Source organism: Janthinobacterium algoris (assembly GCF_051380935.1).
In the GTDB taxonomy this organism is placed as follows: domain Bacteria; phylum Pseudomonadota; class Gammaproteobacteria; order Burkholderiales; family Burkholderiaceae_D; genus Janthinobacterium.
This window is the reverse complement of record NZ_JBNYXZ010000020.1, coordinates 1-13,832: the sequence shown is the minus strand read 5'-3', so window position 1 is coordinate 13,832 and position 13,832 is coordinate 1. Positions and strand designations below refer to the sequence as shown.

17 protein-coding genes and 1 pseudogene are annotated in these 13,832 nt (G+C 55.4%); 5 read left to right on the top strand and 13 right to left on the bottom strand.

The genetic code is table 11. From position 1 onward, the window contains the following. Window positions 1–12: 12 nt before the first annotated feature. From ACQ4W7_RS24015 to ACQ4W7_RS23975, 9 genes are all read right to left on the bottom strand, one after another. Entirely contained in the window at window positions 13–582 is a 570-nt protein-coding gene (locus tag ACQ4W7_RS24015; protein ID WP_436533808.1) for a hypothetical protein, read from the bottom strand. Window positions 583–643: 61 nt separating this feature from the next. Continuing rightward, complete coding sequence (locus ACQ4W7_RS24010; protein ID WP_436533806.1) at window positions 644–961, bottom strand: hypothetical protein; 318 nt, start codon at window positions 959–961, stop codon at window positions 644–646. 14 nt (window positions 962–975) lie between these two features. Beyond that, entirely contained in the window at window positions 976–1,362 is a 387-nt protein-coding gene (locus tag ACQ4W7_RS24005; RefSeq protein WP_436533804.1) for a DUF6283 family protein, read from the bottom strand. Between the two features lie 30 nt (window positions 1,363–1,392). Further along, window positions 1,393–1,803, bottom strand: coding sequence for a GNAT family N-acetyltransferase (locus tag ACQ4W7_RS24000; RefSeq protein ID WP_436533802.1), 411 nt, complete (start codon window positions 1,801–1,803; stop codon window positions 1,393–1,395). An 84-nt stretch (window positions 1,804–1,887) separates the two neighbouring features. Further along, window positions 1,888–2,115: a hypothetical protein gene (locus tag ACQ4W7_RS23995; protein WP_436533800.1), complete on the bottom strand. Its 228-nt coding sequence runs from the start codon at window positions 2,113–2,115 to the stop codon at window positions 1,888–1,890. Between the two features lie 6 nt (window positions 2,116–2,121). Then, the gene (locus tag ACQ4W7_RS23990) at window positions 2,122–2,466 is read right to left on the bottom strand and encodes a hypothetical protein (protein WP_436533798.1); all 345 of its coding nucleotides are present in this window, start codon (window positions 2,464–2,466) and stop codon (window positions 2,122–2,124) included. Window positions 2,467–2,495: 29 nt separating this feature from the next. Continuing rightward, window positions 2,496–2,762: a hypothetical protein gene (locus tag ACQ4W7_RS23985; protein ID WP_436533797.1), complete on the bottom strand. Its 267-nt coding sequence runs from the start codon at window positions 2,760–2,762 to the stop codon at window positions 2,496–2,498. A 14-nt stretch (window positions 2,763–2,776) separates the two neighbouring features. Continuing rightward, complete coding sequence (locus ACQ4W7_RS23980) at window positions 2,777–3,088, bottom strand: hypothetical protein (RefSeq protein WP_436533795.1); 312 nt, start codon at window positions 3,086–3,088, stop codon at window positions 2,777–2,779. A 92-nt stretch (window positions 3,089–3,180) separates the two neighbouring features. After that, a complete protein-coding gene (locus ACQ4W7_RS23975; RefSeq protein WP_436533793.1) occupies window positions 3,181–3,675 on the bottom strand; it encodes a hypothetical protein in 495 nt (164 codons plus the stop codon). Between the two features lie 113 nt (window positions 3,676–3,788). On the opposite strand from ACQ4W7_RS23975, the pseudogene ACQ4W7_RS23970 reads away from it, so the two are divergent. From ACQ4W7_RS23970 to ACQ4W7_RS23955, 4 genes and pseudogenes are all read left to right on the top strand, one after another. Continuing rightward, window positions 3,789–4,324, top strand: a pseudogene (locus tag ACQ4W7_RS23970) (DDE-type integrase/transposase/recombinase); the annotation flags it as partial. Window positions 4,325–4,694: 370 nt separating this feature from the next. Beyond that, window positions 4,695–6,023: an SAM-dependent methyltransferase gene (locus tag ACQ4W7_RS23965; RefSeq protein ID WP_436533791.1), complete on the top strand. Its 1,329-nt coding sequence runs from the start codon at window positions 4,695–4,697 to the stop codon at window positions 6,021–6,023. Window positions 6,024–6,066: 43 nt separating this feature from the next. Then, entirely contained in the window at window positions 6,067–6,951 is an 885-nt protein-coding gene (locus ACQ4W7_RS23960; RefSeq protein WP_436533789.1) for a hypothetical protein, read from the top strand. A gap of 44 nt (window positions 6,952–6,995) precedes the next feature. After that, window positions 6,996–7,637 carry a 2OG-Fe(II) oxygenase family protein gene (locus ACQ4W7_RS23955; protein WP_436533787.1) on the top strand — a complete coding sequence of 214 codons (642 nt, stop codon included), beginning with the start codon at window positions 6,996–6,998 and terminating at the stop codon, window positions 7,635–7,637. 577 nt (window positions 7,638–8,214) lie between these two features. Here the strand turns inward: ACQ4W7_RS23955 and ACQ4W7_RS23950 are convergent. The 4 genes from ACQ4W7_RS23950 to ACQ4W7_RS23935 all read right to left on the bottom strand — a co-directional run bounded on the left by ACQ4W7_RS23950 (window position 8,215) and on the right by ACQ4W7_RS23935 (window position 11,728). After that, window positions 8,215–8,376, bottom strand: coding sequence for a hypothetical protein (locus ACQ4W7_RS23950; protein ID WP_436533785.1), 162 nt, complete (start codon window positions 8,374–8,376; stop codon window positions 8,215–8,217). A 191-nt stretch (window positions 8,377–8,567) separates the two neighbouring features. Beyond that, window positions 8,568–9,539 carry an ExeA family protein gene (locus ACQ4W7_RS23945; protein WP_436533783.1) on the bottom strand — a complete coding sequence of 324 codons (972 nt, stop codon included), beginning with the start codon at window positions 9,537–9,539 and terminating at the stop codon, window positions 8,568–8,570. Next, the gene (locus ACQ4W7_RS23940; protein WP_436533967.1) at window positions 9,529–11,163 is read right to left on the bottom strand and encodes an IS481 family transposase; all 1,635 of its coding nucleotides are present in this window, start codon (window positions 11,161–11,163) and stop codon (window positions 9,529–9,531) included. Before ACQ4W7_RS23940 ends, ACQ4W7_RS23945 begins: the two co-directional genes overlap by 11 nt. A 4-nt stretch (window positions 11,164–11,167) precedes the next feature. Further along, window positions 11,168–11,728: a recombinase family protein gene (locus ACQ4W7_RS23935; protein ID WP_436533781.1), complete on the bottom strand. Its 561-nt coding sequence runs from the start codon at window positions 11,726–11,728 to the stop codon at window positions 11,168–11,170. Between the two features lie 461 nt (window positions 11,729–12,189). On the opposite strand from ACQ4W7_RS23935, the gene ACQ4W7_RS23930 reads away from it, so the two are divergent. Beyond that, window positions 12,190–13,832: Vps62-related protein (locus ACQ4W7_RS23930; protein WP_436533779.1), on the top strand; the 1,643-nt coding region annotated here is incomplete at its 3' end.

Genomic DNA, 13,832 nt, shown 5'->3' with positions numbered 1-13,832 from the left:
GCTTTTAGGGCATCAAGTCATTGGCATGCGACGTTCTTTTGCATTAGCCCAAAGGTTCAACTCAGTTGCGATTTCGGTGGCTATTCCGCCGCTTTGTTTCGTGGCTGCAATTCGCGCTGCTTTCGCCTGGACTCGATCTGCCTCAGCGACCGCTTGCAACCATGCAGCATGGTAAACGTCGGTGCTTGCATGTTGTAAAGGTGGCGGGAACCGCTTTACAACGTCTTCGATTACCACACGAGCCCCATCAAGCAGAGGGAAAAACCCCAATAAGTTACCTTCCACATCCCGTGGATTGCATAAACCGTAAAGAAGTGCGGGAACTTGTGTTTCATGCACTGTGGCAATCTTTGCGGGAGTAGCCCATTTGATGGCGTTCTCTTTGCCCGACAGTGCAGCCCATACCTCGGCTTCCACCATGGCATCCTCGTAGGCCAGATCCAAGCCTACGGCACGCGCTGCGCGCCAGGCATCATCGCTATCGGCCCAAAGCTGGCGGCCTACGGCGGCCCCGTCCTCTCCTTCAATCTGTTGTTCGAAAGCGGAGGTGAATTCAGCAAGCCAAGTTGCGTTGATCGTCATAGCGTCTTTTCCGGTATCAAATCAGTTCGTCGGCCGGATCAGTTGCCCGGAGTTTTTCCGCTCAACTCAATGTGCGAAAGGTGGCGCCTTCGAGCGGTACGGTTTTAATCGCAGCCGCGTAATCCTCAAATCGCGCGAAGCTGTAATAGTATGGAGGGTGGACAATGCACATGCCACCAGGTTCCCGTGCGATCCCCGTAGGGAGTTCGCCAGTGCGGCTACAGAATGCAATCAAGTTCGTAAGCTGGCGCACTGCGGCCGCTCGCTCCCGATCACGTCCTTGGAATGCAGTACCGGCCCCGAGGTAGCCACCGGAGCCCATTACGTGCCCCTTGTGGATCTCACCCGACTTGGTGGTGATTTCAAACATGATGCTCATGATCTTTTCCGGTATCAATTCAGTTCGGCGGCCGGATCAGTTGCCCGGAGTTTTTCCAACACCTGCTGGTAGTTTTGATGCAGATCTGGCCAACCGGTTCCAGGGCGCAGGGCAGATGCGTCCAAACGACCCATAGCGACCGCCAGGCGCACGCCAGGATGTCGATGGCCCACGGTTGCCATCCAGCCCGCACATGCAACCTCGGCGCCATCCTTGGACTGGTGGCAGGCGAACATGCTCGCACCGAAGTCTGGTCCCATGTTGCGGGTATCCGGACAGCAGTTCGCCAGGCCTTCCGCCAAACTTAAATCAAAGTTCGGGATGTCTGTCGCGTCCCGGTTGACGCGCCAGGGGCACGATGGGCAAGGCTTAGCGAGAATGGTCAGCGTACAAGACGACATAGCGATTTCCTCGATCTTCCCATATCGCCTTCAAGCAGGTGATGGAAAAAGAAACTTCTCCAGTTGCCCTGTTTCGGAAGCGCATTCGATGTAGCCCTTTCTTTTATACCAGGTGGTTAGTTCTAGGTCGGACATCGCCTCTTCACAAAGAGATCTTGGAATTAGACGAATGCTTGAGCGGCCAAGCTTGGCCGCGATCATTTCGGCCTGCGAGAGTAGCAAAGACCCAATGCGGTCATTCCTTGCTTCTTGAAGTACGAAAACTTCATAGACAAAGCTAAATGGCAGTTCCCAATCTTCAAAGATTAGCAAGCCGACCTCAACCTCGTGGCGTAAGGCAACAAAATCCTGTGTCCTCGGGGTACTTCCCTGCGCGAGCCGAAATTGAAGAACGTCGCTCTTTATCTCTAATTCATTGAGGATTGCAACAAATTTAATCATATTATTCTCGCTGGCCGTCTAAGCCCACTAGGCAGCGTCAGACGCAGCCCTCAGTGAGGCTGGTCGTTTTCCATTGTCGTTAGTTTAGTCGGGCATGCCACGCATGCGATCCTCAATCTCCCGTCGTTCGGCGATTTTTTTCAGGTGCGGTACAACTTGAAGATCGTAGACGGCTCTTTGCGCCGGGCTGAGAGAGTCGTAACCTTGATCGATGCACTGCTTCGCCACTCCGCACGCTGCAGATTTTTCGTCGATCATCCCTTCGTCAACTGCATCTTGCAGCAGTTCGTGAGATTCGTAGTCGTAGTCCATATTTTCCTAGACCTTCGTGGCAGGAAGACGGTCGTACTTCACTGCACCGTTTGAAAGCAGCGTGAACACAATATCGGATTGTTTAAAAATGTCCGCTGTCACGCCGTTGTAAATCGAATCGCACAACCATGCTGCCATTGCTGCATTAGCAGCATGCATCTCGATTTCAGTCGTCGGTTTTTTCGCTTTTGCCGCCGCGATCAGCTCTTCGGCGAAGAAGGGAACCGCACCTTCTGTCCAAGCCCGTCCGCGCTTACGCGCCTCCGCTTCTCTCGACTCGGCCATAATCGTCAAGCGCAACGCGTCGACTTCCGTCTCTCCTACCAACTTAGTTTGCAGGGTCTCATCCATACGATAGACACTTATCAACATACTATTCCCTATTGTTCATCAAGTACTTCAAGCGCCTCTTCGCCAGCAAGCGTTGGCATCAATTCAAATTGCGACTCCCAGAGGTTCCCGCTATCGCGTACAAACAGCAAACCAGCGGTCTCCAGATCCTTCGCGGCTTTAGAGAGCTGCTTGCGCTTGACACCAGTCGCCTCGACCGCTTCAGCCAGAAGCTTACGAGCAGGCGATCCGAGCGTCACTAGAATTGCTGCCGATTCCCGCGCTTGCTCCATCGACTCATGGGCGATCAGTATCATCTGGATATTCCTTCCTACTTTTTCCCGGCACTCGTAGCGCGCAATCCCGAAATGCTTTCAGGCTCGATCAACGCATAGAGCCTATCCATATCGCGCCTCGCTGCTGCTTTGTCGACCATACTCGCCAGCTCTAGCCAGAGCTGCCAAATGCCGTGGCCCATATCCAAGCGCTGACGGAATTCAACTTTTTCAACCATCGTCGAAGCTTGATCTGCGCACTCGCGTAACTTGCGTTCGGCGGTGCTTGTAAGGGTCGAGTAATCCAACATTAGATATTCGCTTTCTTTTTTTCCGGCGCCGGCCGGTACGGGGCGCCCTGGGCGCATGGATTTTCCTCGCTGGCCAGCACCGTGCTGACCTTCTCATTGCGGAAGGCCCGTCTTGCGGGCCATTAAGTGCAGCTGGGCGTTTTCCTCGGTCAATACTGTTGTCTAAGGTTGACGCCAATGCGTCCCATGAGTGCTATACCCGCGTCCATGGCAATAGAGAGCTGAACCATGGCCGATTGTTCGTCGACAGCAGCCGACACATGCGCTGCGGACGCTACGGCCTGTTGGATATCCTGTCGCAATTGGTCATCTACGACCCGAGCGGTAAGAAGGGATATCTTTCTAAACGTAGTCCCCATCTCCGCGTCCAGCGCATCGTCAAGAATATTTCGCCCCCATGTGGTCCCTGAGCGGAACGCCACTAGGTCCTGAAAATGCGCGTGAGAGACCAATCGCAATATGTCGCTAACTGCCGTCTGTAATTCCAGCAATGTTTCCCGTTGAAACGTGCGGTTTTGTTCGTCCCGAGTACGCTCAGCAATGGCAATTTGCTGTGTAGATGCGTTGCGCGCAGTTATCCAGGTAGTGCCGATACTGGCAAGTGCACCAATCAACGTACCAATAAGTCCCCACACAGCGTCCATTTCGCTCCTCTAATTTAATTTGCTCGCTGTGCAGCACCGCGGTGGCCTTCTCATTGCGTCATCTCGTCAATGCGGGCCGTGTGGTGCTGCTGGGCGTTTTCCTTGGCGGCCTAGTCTACATCAAATACTCGCCGCAGGTACCCGGCGAAACCTCGCGTTGCTATCTGTTCATGGCCACTGACCGCGCCACGCGCTGGGTATTCTTGCACATCTCCAGTGACATGAGCGACAAAAGCAGCGTCAACTTTCTGCGCTGGCGCAAGCTGACCTTACCGATCAGGGTCATCAAACTGCTGACCGACAACGGTTCGCAATTCACCGAACGCTTCACAACGAAAAACAGGAAGCCCAGTGGCCAGCACGCCTTCGATAAAGTCTGCGCCGGCATGGACATCGAACACCGTCTAGCGGCACCCCGGCATCCCCAGACGGATGGCATGGTTGAGCGATTCTATGGCCGTATCAACGAGCTACTGGGCAGACTCGATTCGATAGTAGGGCCGACCTGGAGTCGTCTATGTTCAACTAATTAAAGCTTTACAACTACCATATTGCACAATAAGCCATCAGTGCAAAAACACCCCTCCAGGCCCTCAAAAAATGGCAGCAAAAGAAGCCGGATATATTAGTGAAACGCGTTGATGATTAAATAGGACTGGACACATAGTGGGTCGATTGCATTAGCATCGCAGTTTACCTTCTCCGCCTGCGGGATTCTTCGATGTGACACATAGTCAGATTTTGGCTGTGTAAGAGTAAAATTTTAAGCTATTCAAAGGAATTACTTGCATGAGAAAATTATGAAACTGTGATTATTGAATAGAATTCTTCGTTAAATATTCAATAAAATTTCCTCATTGATAAATTTAATTTTTCCTCTGCCTGCCCGACATTTAAAGGAAATTCATTATGAATAATGAAAACATTAGTTTTCTCAGGAATTTAAGTGTATTCAGTGATATTGATCGAGCGAACGCACTATCGGATATTCCATCACAGATTTCGAGCGAGTTTGCACTATGAACGACACTAAAGGTAGGTTGGTTGTCATCGGTTCAGGCATCAAGGCGGTCGCGCACTTTACGCTGGAAGGCCAAGCGCACATTCAGCAGGCAGACATCGTGCTCTATGCTGCAGCTGACCCAGTCACCGATTTATGGATCGAGTCGCAGAATCCTAACGCTTTCGATCTCTACCAGTACTACGCGGACGACAAAGGCCGGGTAATCACCTACGTACAGATGATCGAGCGAATAATGGCGGAGGTGCGCGCGGGCAAGTACGTGTGTGCGCTGTTCTACGGTCACCCTGGAGTGTTTGTAACTCCGTCGCATAATGCGATCGAGATTGCCCGCGCGGAAGGTTACGACGCGGTAATGCTACCGGCGGTATCTGCCGAGGACTGTCTCTACGCCGACCTTGGGGTGGATCCGAGCGTTCCAGGCCTTCAAATCTACGAGGCCACCGACTTCCTGTTGCGCCGGCGAAAAGTAGATACCACCGCCAACTTCATGTTATGGCAGGTTGGCTGTATCGGAGATCTAGGATTCAAGTTCTCCGGTTACGAAAACGACAAGTTTGATGTCCTAATCGACTACCTCGAAGAACTCTACGGCCCTGATCATCTGGCGATAAACTATGTTGCCAACATGTTTTACGGTCCACCTCAAATCGATCGCTACGTGATCGCCGACTATCGTAATCCGGATGTGAAGGCCAAGGTATCCGGTATATCCACCTTCTTCATCCCAGCGAAGGATGGAATCCAGTCAGATGCGGGTATGCTTGCCAAACTTGGACTAGCAAAGGTGAGCGAGGCGAGGCGTAACCCGTTGATTTGCGACCGCGAGGACTATCCGGTGTTGGCCGAGATTGCTCGTCGCAATAACCATAATCACAGAGTGCCTCCAGGGTACAAGTACAGTTTCGCCTCGGAGGCGCTTTATCAGACGTTGCTTAAGCTTGCACTCGACCAAAGAGCCCAGCGGGAATTTCGTGCCAGCCCCAAGATATACCTCGAAGCGTGCGTGGGACTCACTGCTGACCAGCGACGATCGCTATTGCATCAGCATACTGGAGTCACACGGATGATGTTTAAACGCGATCCAGATCTGGAGGCGGTTCGCTTCGTTGGTGCTGCACTGCTTGATCCGGGGCTTGCACGCGAGTACTACAACCGGCAGGTCGCTGCAGCGCAGGCCGTCGCCGACCGCACTATACCGGTTGGAGAGTATGAAAGCGTAGTTGCATCCTGGCTGCGACAGCAAGGCTATGCGGCGACTCCTTCAGCGGTGACTCGCACCATGGCGGATGTTCACACCAGCAAGGACAGTCTGATCGAGGCCTGATCGCACCTAAGTATTTCCATTTACAGACATATTGGAGAAGACAATGGCCACATTTGATCCGTCCGGAACTTACATGACTAGCTGGCTGCAGCCTGATGGAACAACCTACATTCCCGGTCCGGTGGTGATCGACGCCACCAACCAGTCGATTTCGGTCAATGGATCCCCGATCACCTCGCCGTCGTTCAGCGCAACTGGCGTTAGCTGGTCCAACTCGAGCGGCAACGCAACATCGGCACAGCTGACCTTTTATCAGAACGCTGGTATCAACGGCTTTGTTGCACAGTTCGCGCAAGGGAGCGACCCACTTCCGGCAGCCAGCAACCTATTTGGCAACGCAGGTGCCGCGACCCAACAGCTGTCGACCTGGAATGGAACGTACAACTTGTTCAGCCTCACAAGCAGCGGCGATAGCTCACAGCTCAACGAAAAGTTGGTGATTAACGCGCCGCAGGTTACGTACGGCGGGACAGTCGTCAAAAATTCGGTATATTCTGGTGAAAAGGGACCGAACGGCGAAATCAACCAGCTCGCTTGGTTCAGTGAAGGAGGCAATCCTCAGAACGCGATCTTACAGTTCTCGAATTCCCAGGCCCCTACGCTGACACTTTATGGGGAATTATGGGATGGCGACGCACAACCAACTTACGTCAACCTCTCGGGCACGACTAAATCCACCAGTGCCCCGCCGAACATTGCAGTCATTTGTGCGTTGATTAGCAATACGACGACTGAGGTTACCACCGAAGTGACGACAGAGGTGACGACAGAGGTCGCGGTGGCAGTGGAAGTCGCGGTTACCGTGATCGAACTTCTGGCCGAGGAAGAAGACGTCCCCTCGCCCGGCTCCGCTAAGGCGTTCCGTCCCAAGGAGGATTCGGCGGCCGCAGCAGCACTGCTTGCAAAAGCTCTAGCGCTTGCGGCCTAGACTGCGGCGTTGGTTTCGCGCAATCATCAACGGTAAGAGGTGTCATGGAATCTGTTAAGTACCCAGTCCGATTTCGCAGCGAGGAGATGGTCGAGGTAGCAGGGTGCGCCGTGCCACTGTCGTCCGTCTTCACCTATGATGTCGCTCGATGGAACCTGCGCGCGCTTGTGGAGGAATTCTTTGGCACTGACGAGCTCGAGAAGTTGCACCTCGATTCTCGATGGAATCCTCAGGATGCTGACCACAAATTGCCAAACCACTTTGTTACCCGTAACTGTTGGAACATAAGCAAGGCCTTGCGCGAGGCTGTGATAGATTGCTCGATGCCCATCATTCATTCGCTTGTCTTCGATCACATTGCAGCTTTCGCGGGCCCGATCCGCAGTTGTCAGCCTGAGGCGATGATGCGGGTCAACTTTCATGGATCAAGGGCGATCCTCCGCTTCCACCGAGATGTTGAATATGGGCAGCGGCCCAACGTGGTCAATGTTTGGCTTCCTGTGACACGTGTCTTTGGCAGCAACTCGATGTATGTCGAGTCCGCACCCGGCCTGTGCGATTTCAAGCCGGTCGAACTCGATTACGGCGAAGCCTTCATGTTTTATGGAACCGAAATGGTTCATGGCACCCTGGACAATCAAAGCGGTGGTACGAGGATCTCGTACGACTTTCGTTTCTCGTTTTAGGATATCGGGATCCACTTCATGTCGAGAAACTGATTGTCGAAGTAAATAGCCACGATGTCAGCAGGAAATATCGGATTAACAATACATCATGGAGTTTAAGCTTCGATGGATCATGACCGACCGCGTATGGCTGGCAGGCGAGATTGCGTATAGCTTGTTTGATTGCTTGGTCATTACCGTTTAATGAGGGCACAATCTGCGCCACGCCTTTTCGCCCGATGGCGCTGGCGGTGGCCAGCGCCGCATCCGCAAAGTGGATGCTTGAGGGACATAGTGTGCCTCAAAGTGTCCCTAGGTGTAGCGGTTCGCATTCCAAATCAGTCATGCTCGCATTCCACGCGGTTTTCGGCTCACAATAACTGCAAATGAAAAGGCGCTCATGCTCACGCTATCTGCAAATGAGCTTGCATTCGTCGGCGCCGGCTCGCGTTTCATCGCCGCCGGCTCACGCTAACTGCGAATGACGGCTCATCGGCAAGCCCGCCGCCAGCGACGGGGTTGGCGCGCGGCGCCGGCAGTCTACGTCCCCGAGCGCGGGGCGCCAACGTCGGGGACACCACGGAGCGCCTGTAGCGCCTTACTCCCGGATTATCAAAAGCCGCTGATCGGCTACTTGGGCTCCTGGGCCAAGGGTTACGACAGAGTGCCAACCGATGGCTTTTGGATCGAGCATGAAAAGCCGTGTATGGACGGCCAGCACGACATAGCTCTTAGAGCTGTCGCCCAAGATCAATTGCATGAATTCGCCTATACGTGGAACGGGTGCGCCTTCCGGCAATTCGAGCCCTCCGTCGGTGAACTCATAGCCAGCGCGTGGCGTCGCGTCGTCTGGCTCCATGTATTGCAGTGAAATTGAATGTGCCATCCTATCCCCCTTCATGTGGGTTAAAAGTAAGACAGTATGGCCTCTTATCGGGATCCCGCCCATCGCTATATCGGCAAGCCCGCCGCCAACATGCGCTCGCGGATCTCGGCCGTGCGCTTCGGTTCCAGCTGGTTGCTGAACATTGCGCGGATCTCCGCCGCCTTGGCGTCGAACTGTTCGGTCATGTCCTTGAGCCGGTAGCCGTGGCGCGCCAGCGTCGGCTCCAGGTCGTCGAGCTGGCGCGACAGCACCGTCTCCACCAATTCCGCCGTGACCGGCTTCTCGCCAGTCTGATAGCCAGCTTCGAGGGCCAATGTCAGATGCAACTGAACCTGTAGCGGCGTGCGCAGCTTGGTGCCCAGTATGTCGATCGCCTCGGCTGTCAGGATCTCCCCCGGCTCGGTCTTGTTGCCGGTGCAGACGCCGAGCAGCCAATGGAAGTAGTCGCGCTGGCTGCCGGCGATGCCGTCCAAATTGAATATGTCGGTGCGGTAGCCGATTTCCTCTATCGTCGGTCGGCGCAGGTCGTTGCGTAGTTTGGGATGTCCGACCAGGATCACCGACAGGCGGCCGCCGACGTCCTCCACGACCTCCATCAGGCGCTTGAAACCGATGAGCGTATGGCCGTTCAAGTCGTACGCCTCGTCGATGAACAGCGCAACGGGGCGCTTGCCTTTTTTCACCAAATCCTGCAGCTCGCGGTCGCGCCGCTCTCCCTGCTTGGGGATCTGCACCTGTTTGTCCTGCGACAGATCGTAGTAGAGAGCCGAGATCAGCGTGGCGAGTTTGATGCTGTGCTTCTCCACCGAGACCGACTTGGCGACGGACACGCGGTTTTCATCCTTCAGGATCTGCTGAAGACGGCGCAGCGTGACGGTCTTGCCGCTGCCGACGACGCCACAGACGGCGATCAGGCGCCCCTGCATGACCGCCCCTTTGATGTCCTTGATGAGCTGCTGGTGGTGCTCGGTCTCGTAATAGCCGGCTTGGCTGAGCGCCTGCGTCAGCCCGTAATACTGCATCACTTCAACCCGCATGGTGCTCTCCTGTTTGCTTGTTTCGGAAATAGTCCCGCACGCGTGCCAGCACGACGCTGCGGTTGAGCGTCTCGGCCAGCAATTGGTTGATGAAGGCGCGGTCCTCCGGCGCGAGCTTGGCCAGCGGCCGCGCCAGGTCGTCGGCGATGGCCAGCTTGGCGGCGATGGCGCCGGTGAAGTGGTAGGCGTGGGCCTCGGCGTCGAATGGTTGGTGCGGCAGCGACACGGCGGCGGCCGGCGACGAAAGGTGCACACCGCTTCCGGCCAAAGCGCTGATCGGCAGATCGAGCTGGTTGGCGAGCGCGCGGATGCGGTCGGCGCGTTCGTCCGCCTTGCCGCGCTTGAACGCGCGGTAGCGGTGCAGCGGGATCGGGCCGGACACAGGGTGGTAGGGCCCGAACTTCTCAGCGTCGAACTCGACGTACATTTCGTCGTCGAACAAGCCCCACAGCAGAACGACAGTCTCGCCGGCCATGTCCGGCTCAACCTGGTAGGCGGTGCCGCCGATGGCGATGCGCGCGTCGACGCCGACCTTGCGGCTCTCGGGTTCGCGCGCGAACCGACAGTACTGCTCCCATGCGCACATGTCGCGCACGCCCTCGGCGGGCAGGTTGGCCAGCCAATCGGCCAGGCGGGAGTGCTTCTCCGAACGATGGCTCTGGTCGTTGTAACGCAGCAGGTAGCGCATCAGCCACTCGTTGGCCTGGCGTTCCGTTTCCGGCTTGTGGAAATGGTAAAGCGTTTCATGAGCCTCCTTCACCGTCCTGAAAGGGCGCTCGACCTTGCCTTTCGAACGGGCCGTCGTGCGCGTTCCATCCTTGCCAGCCGGGATGTGGGTGAGCCATTCGATATCGAGGGCCAGCATGACGTTTTGAAACACCCGGCTCTTGGCCACCGGCCCGTTGTCCAGATAGATCATCTTTGGCCGGCCCTGGAATGGAAACGCGGGATCGGCCTTGACGGTCATGGCGTTGAACAGGAAACGCAGCGCGGACTCGGCGTCCTCGCCATATACGCACTGGTACTTTTGGTAGCCAACGCCGCTGCGGTCATCCACCACTCTGAACAGCATCAAGGTCGGCACGCCCTTTGACGGATCGATCCAATCGGGCTTGTCAATATGCTTGAGGTCGGATGACGACATATCGAATTGCCAGCAGTCGTTGCTGTGCTCTGCCTGGAAGCGCACGGCTGGTGGTTCGCGCAACAAGTGGGGCTGGTCAAGCCGCAACAGGGATAGGTAACGATTGACGGTCGGGCGCCGCAGCAGACCCTTGGGCACCTTGACCAATCCCTGAACCGTCTCCACCCCATGGTCCTCCATCAGCTCGATGGCCCGCCCGGTGGACAGGTGGCGTCCGGCCTTGTTGGTGGTGCGCAGTTTCAGCGCCGCGATAAGTTCGCAATAACGCTCCAACTCCGCTTGCGGCAACATCCGCGGCTTGCCGTGGTCGGCGCGGTGCGCGGCGTGCGGCTTCTGAAACGCTTGCAGCGCCCGATAAACGGTTGTCGCGGAGACGCCGTACAGGCTGGCCACGGCGGCGATCTGGGTGACACGCTCCGAACTCGTGCGCGGCAAACGATCCAGCCGCTGCCGCAACTGCAGCAGCGAGTCGATAGGGATCGTCTTATGCCGGCCGACCATGGCGGGCCAGCGCGCGGTACACGGATGCGCGGTCAACGCCGAGTCGCCGTGCGATTTCCGTCGCGCCCAGCTTCTCATCGTTGTGAAGGCGTTGGACTTCGGCGGAATCCACCGACGGCTTGCGGCCATGGTAAACACCGCGTACCTTGGCGGCGGCGATGCCCTCGAGCTGGCGCTCACGCCGGAGGTTGGTTTCGAATTCGGCAAACACTCCCAGCATGTCCAGGAAGGCTTTGCCCGCCGCGCTGCGGGTGTCGATGGGTTGCTCGGTCGCCTTGAGGGTGACGCCGCGCTCCTTCAACGTGTACACGATGTCCTGCAGATCCTTGATGCTGCGCGCGAGGCGATCGATCCTCGTCACGACCAGCGTGTCACCCCGCCGCAGGAAATCGAGCAGCGTCGCCAGCTCGGTGCGGCCGGCGCGGCTGGTGCCGCTCGCCTTCTCAGCTCGAACAACGTCGCAACCAGCGGCGCGCAGCGCCTGCTCCAGGAGGGCGAAGTCCTGGTCGCTGCTGGAAACGCGGGCATATCCGTAGAGCGCCATGGGTCGGGTTCGTCTCGATAGGCTTTAGAACTGCTAAAATTACCATGTCGATAGCGAAAAAACAACTCTAGTGAGACGAAATATTCGTCTCACGCAAATGGCCCGTTTGGGTGTGCCTATACGATACGCTCTACGGTTCCATTTCACCGTAGTGCGTATCTGACGCAAACTGCCCTCTCCACGACTATTCTAAATTCTGTCCTTATCGGGTCCCATGGCGAATAAAAAAACTAACCTACTGACCAGACGAGAAGTTGAAGTTTTTTAAATGCTTGGCAAAGGCATGAGCACACGGGACGTTGCAAAAGTGCTATGGTGTCTGTAAGCCAACTGCGGGGGCAATCCCAGCAGGTCGCTGGATTTCGAAAGCCAGTTCCGGCAAGGCCGAGGTCAAATAAACGACCCGTACAAGCTTGTTCAGGAATTCCCATATCTGTAGTGTCTGACATTGGAGCTCGAAAATGAACTTTGAACTATCAACATCAGTAGTTAGTGCTAATGCGGCGCGAAACGCTCCCTTTTCGCTCAAAGAATTGCAGAAAATTGCGAAGCGCTATGCGCCTATCGTACACCTGCATCCGGACGAACAATTTTTCATGTGCTCGGTCGAATGGTATCTTCAAAATGCGACTTTGAATGGTCCCGATGTCAGTATTCCTTCTCCGACTATCAAGGATTTACCCGTGGGATCCACTGATGACGGCAAATGGACGTTGACATTGCAAAGCGTGGCTAAGTCAGGCAATGCGGCGATGGCAAAAACTTACGTGAATGTTCGCGCAGGCACCAATAGTCAATCTACAGACATTCAGTATTTTTTCTTCTATGCATACAATGGCCCAGGCAATCTGCATATAGAGAATCTTGTTTATCACCAAGACGTTGACCTGCAGCCTTGTGGCGAGCACTGGGCAGACTGGGAGTCCATGACAGTACGCGTGGACAATACTACACACCGAGTACTTGGTGTCGGCCTGTCCCAGCATGGCCACACCCAATGGGTGACGGATCCTAGTCAATTTGGGCGTGTTGGTGACCAGTTCGTAATTTATTCCTCAAAAAATGGGCACGCGAATTACAAAGCCCCGGGCCCCAATCCGACTGACTCCGGCAATTACGGGTTATTTAACTTTTTTCTGCGTAACGATACAGCCGACGGAGGGCAGATTTTCAATTCGTCCGAGAAGCTGGAGTTCATAGCGATCGACTATATGCCAGAATTCGCACGTGCTCAGTGGCTCGGTTTCCCATATCGTTGGGGCACAGGCGACCGCTCCTTCCTGCCTTTTTCACGTGTGCTGCAGATTGTAACGACCGCATTGTTTCCCTACGCATGGTGGATTCCGCCCCCTGTAAACGTGCCGTTGGCTGCCGTAATCGCAAGTATAGTAGTAAGCGCAATAAGCCTGGATAATACAGAAGGAGTTCACAGTCCGTCGCTAGACGACGCAGTACCGCCAAGCACACCGTATTTCAGCAATTCCATGGGCGCCATCGTCGTCGACAATGGTCGTCCTTATGTGTACGTCCTCGGCACTGATGGTAACCTATGGTGCAACTTGTGGGATGGCAATAACTTCCAGTGGAGCAACCAACGAACACCGTCTGGGGTCGCTCTAAACAGAGCGATGGGGGCCATTACGGTTGATGGTGGACGCCCATATGTCTACGTGCTCTGCAGCGATGGAAATTTATGGTGCAATTGGTGGGATGGCAAAAATTTCCAGTGGAGTAACCAACAAACGCCGTCCGCTGTTGCTCTCAGCAGTTCTATGGGGACCATTACGGTTGGTGGTGCGCGCCCTTATGTTTATGTGCTCGGCAGCGATGGCAACTTGTGGTGCAACTGGTGGGACGGCAGTAACTTTCAATGGAGCAATCAACAAACGCCGTCCGGTATTACGCTCAGCACTTCTATGGGGGCTATTACGGTTGATGGTGGGCGCCCATATGTCTACGTGCTCGGCAGCGATGGCAACTTATGGTACAACTGGTGGGATGGCAATAACTTCCAGTGGAGCAACCAACAAACGCCGTCCGGTATCGCTCTCAGCAGTTCTATGGGGGCCATTGCGGTTGATGGTGGTCGCCCTTATGTCTATGT

Excerpts from the sequence above, each read along its gene's own strand:
- ACQ4W7_RS23950 (WP_436533785.1), bottom strand. The coding sequence starts at position 8,376 with ATGCAATTGATCTTGGGCGACAGCTCTAAGAGCTATGTCGTGCTGGCC.
- ACQ4W7_RS23975 (WP_436533793.1), bottom strand. The coding sequence starts at position 3,675 with ATGGACGCTGTGTGGGGACTTATTGGTACGTTGATTGGTGCACTTGCC.
- ACQ4W7_RS24000 (WP_436533802.1), bottom strand. The coding sequence starts at position 1,803 with ATGATTAAATTTGTTGCAATCCTCAATGAATTAGAGATAAAGAGCGAC.
- ACQ4W7_RS23960 (WP_436533789.1), top strand. The coding sequence starts at position 6,067 with ATGGCCACATTTGATCCGTCCGGAACTTACATGACTAGCTGGCTGCAG.
- ACQ4W7_RS24005 (WP_436533804.1), bottom strand. The coding sequence starts at position 1,362 with ATGTCGTCTTGTACGCTGACCATTCTCGCTAAGCCTTGCCCATCGTGC.
- ACQ4W7_RS23980 (WP_436533795.1), bottom strand. The coding sequence starts at position 3,088 with ATGCGCCCAGGGCGCCCCGTACCGGCCGGCGCCGGAAAAAAAGAAAGC.
- ACQ4W7_RS23935 (WP_436533781.1), bottom strand. The coding sequence starts at position 11,728 with ATGGCGCTCTACGGATATGCCCGCGTTTCCAGCAGCGACCAGGACTTC.
- ACQ4W7_RS23990 (WP_436533798.1), bottom strand. The coding sequence starts at position 2,466 with ATGGATGAGACCCTGCAAACTAAGTTGGTAGGAGAGACGGAAGTCGAC.
- ACQ4W7_RS23995 (WP_436533800.1), bottom strand. The coding sequence starts at position 2,115 with ATGGACTACGACTACGAATCTCACGAACTGCTGCAAGATGCAGTTGAC.
- ACQ4W7_RS23955 (WP_436533787.1), top strand. The coding sequence starts at position 6,996 with ATGGAATCTGTTAAGTACCCAGTCCGATTTCGCAGCGAGGAGATGGTC.
- ACQ4W7_RS24015 (WP_436533808.1), bottom strand. The coding sequence starts at position 582 with ATGACGATCAACGCAACTTGGCTTGCTGAATTCACCTCCGCTTTCGAA.
- ACQ4W7_RS23985 (WP_436533797.1), bottom strand. The coding sequence starts at position 2,762 with ATGATACTGATCGCCCATGAGTCGATGGAGCAAGCGCGGGAATCGGCA.
- ACQ4W7_RS23945 (WP_436533783.1), bottom strand. The coding sequence starts at position 9,539 with ATGCGGGTTGAAGTGATGCAGTATTACGGGCTGACGCAGGCGCTCAGC.
- ACQ4W7_RS24010 (WP_436533806.1), bottom strand. The coding sequence starts at position 961 with ATGAGCATCATGTTTGAAATCACCACCAAGTCGGGTGAGATCCACAAG.
- ACQ4W7_RS23965 (WP_436533791.1), top strand. The coding sequence starts at position 4,695 with ATGAACGACACTAAAGGTAGGTTGGTTGTCATCGGTTCAGGCATCAAG.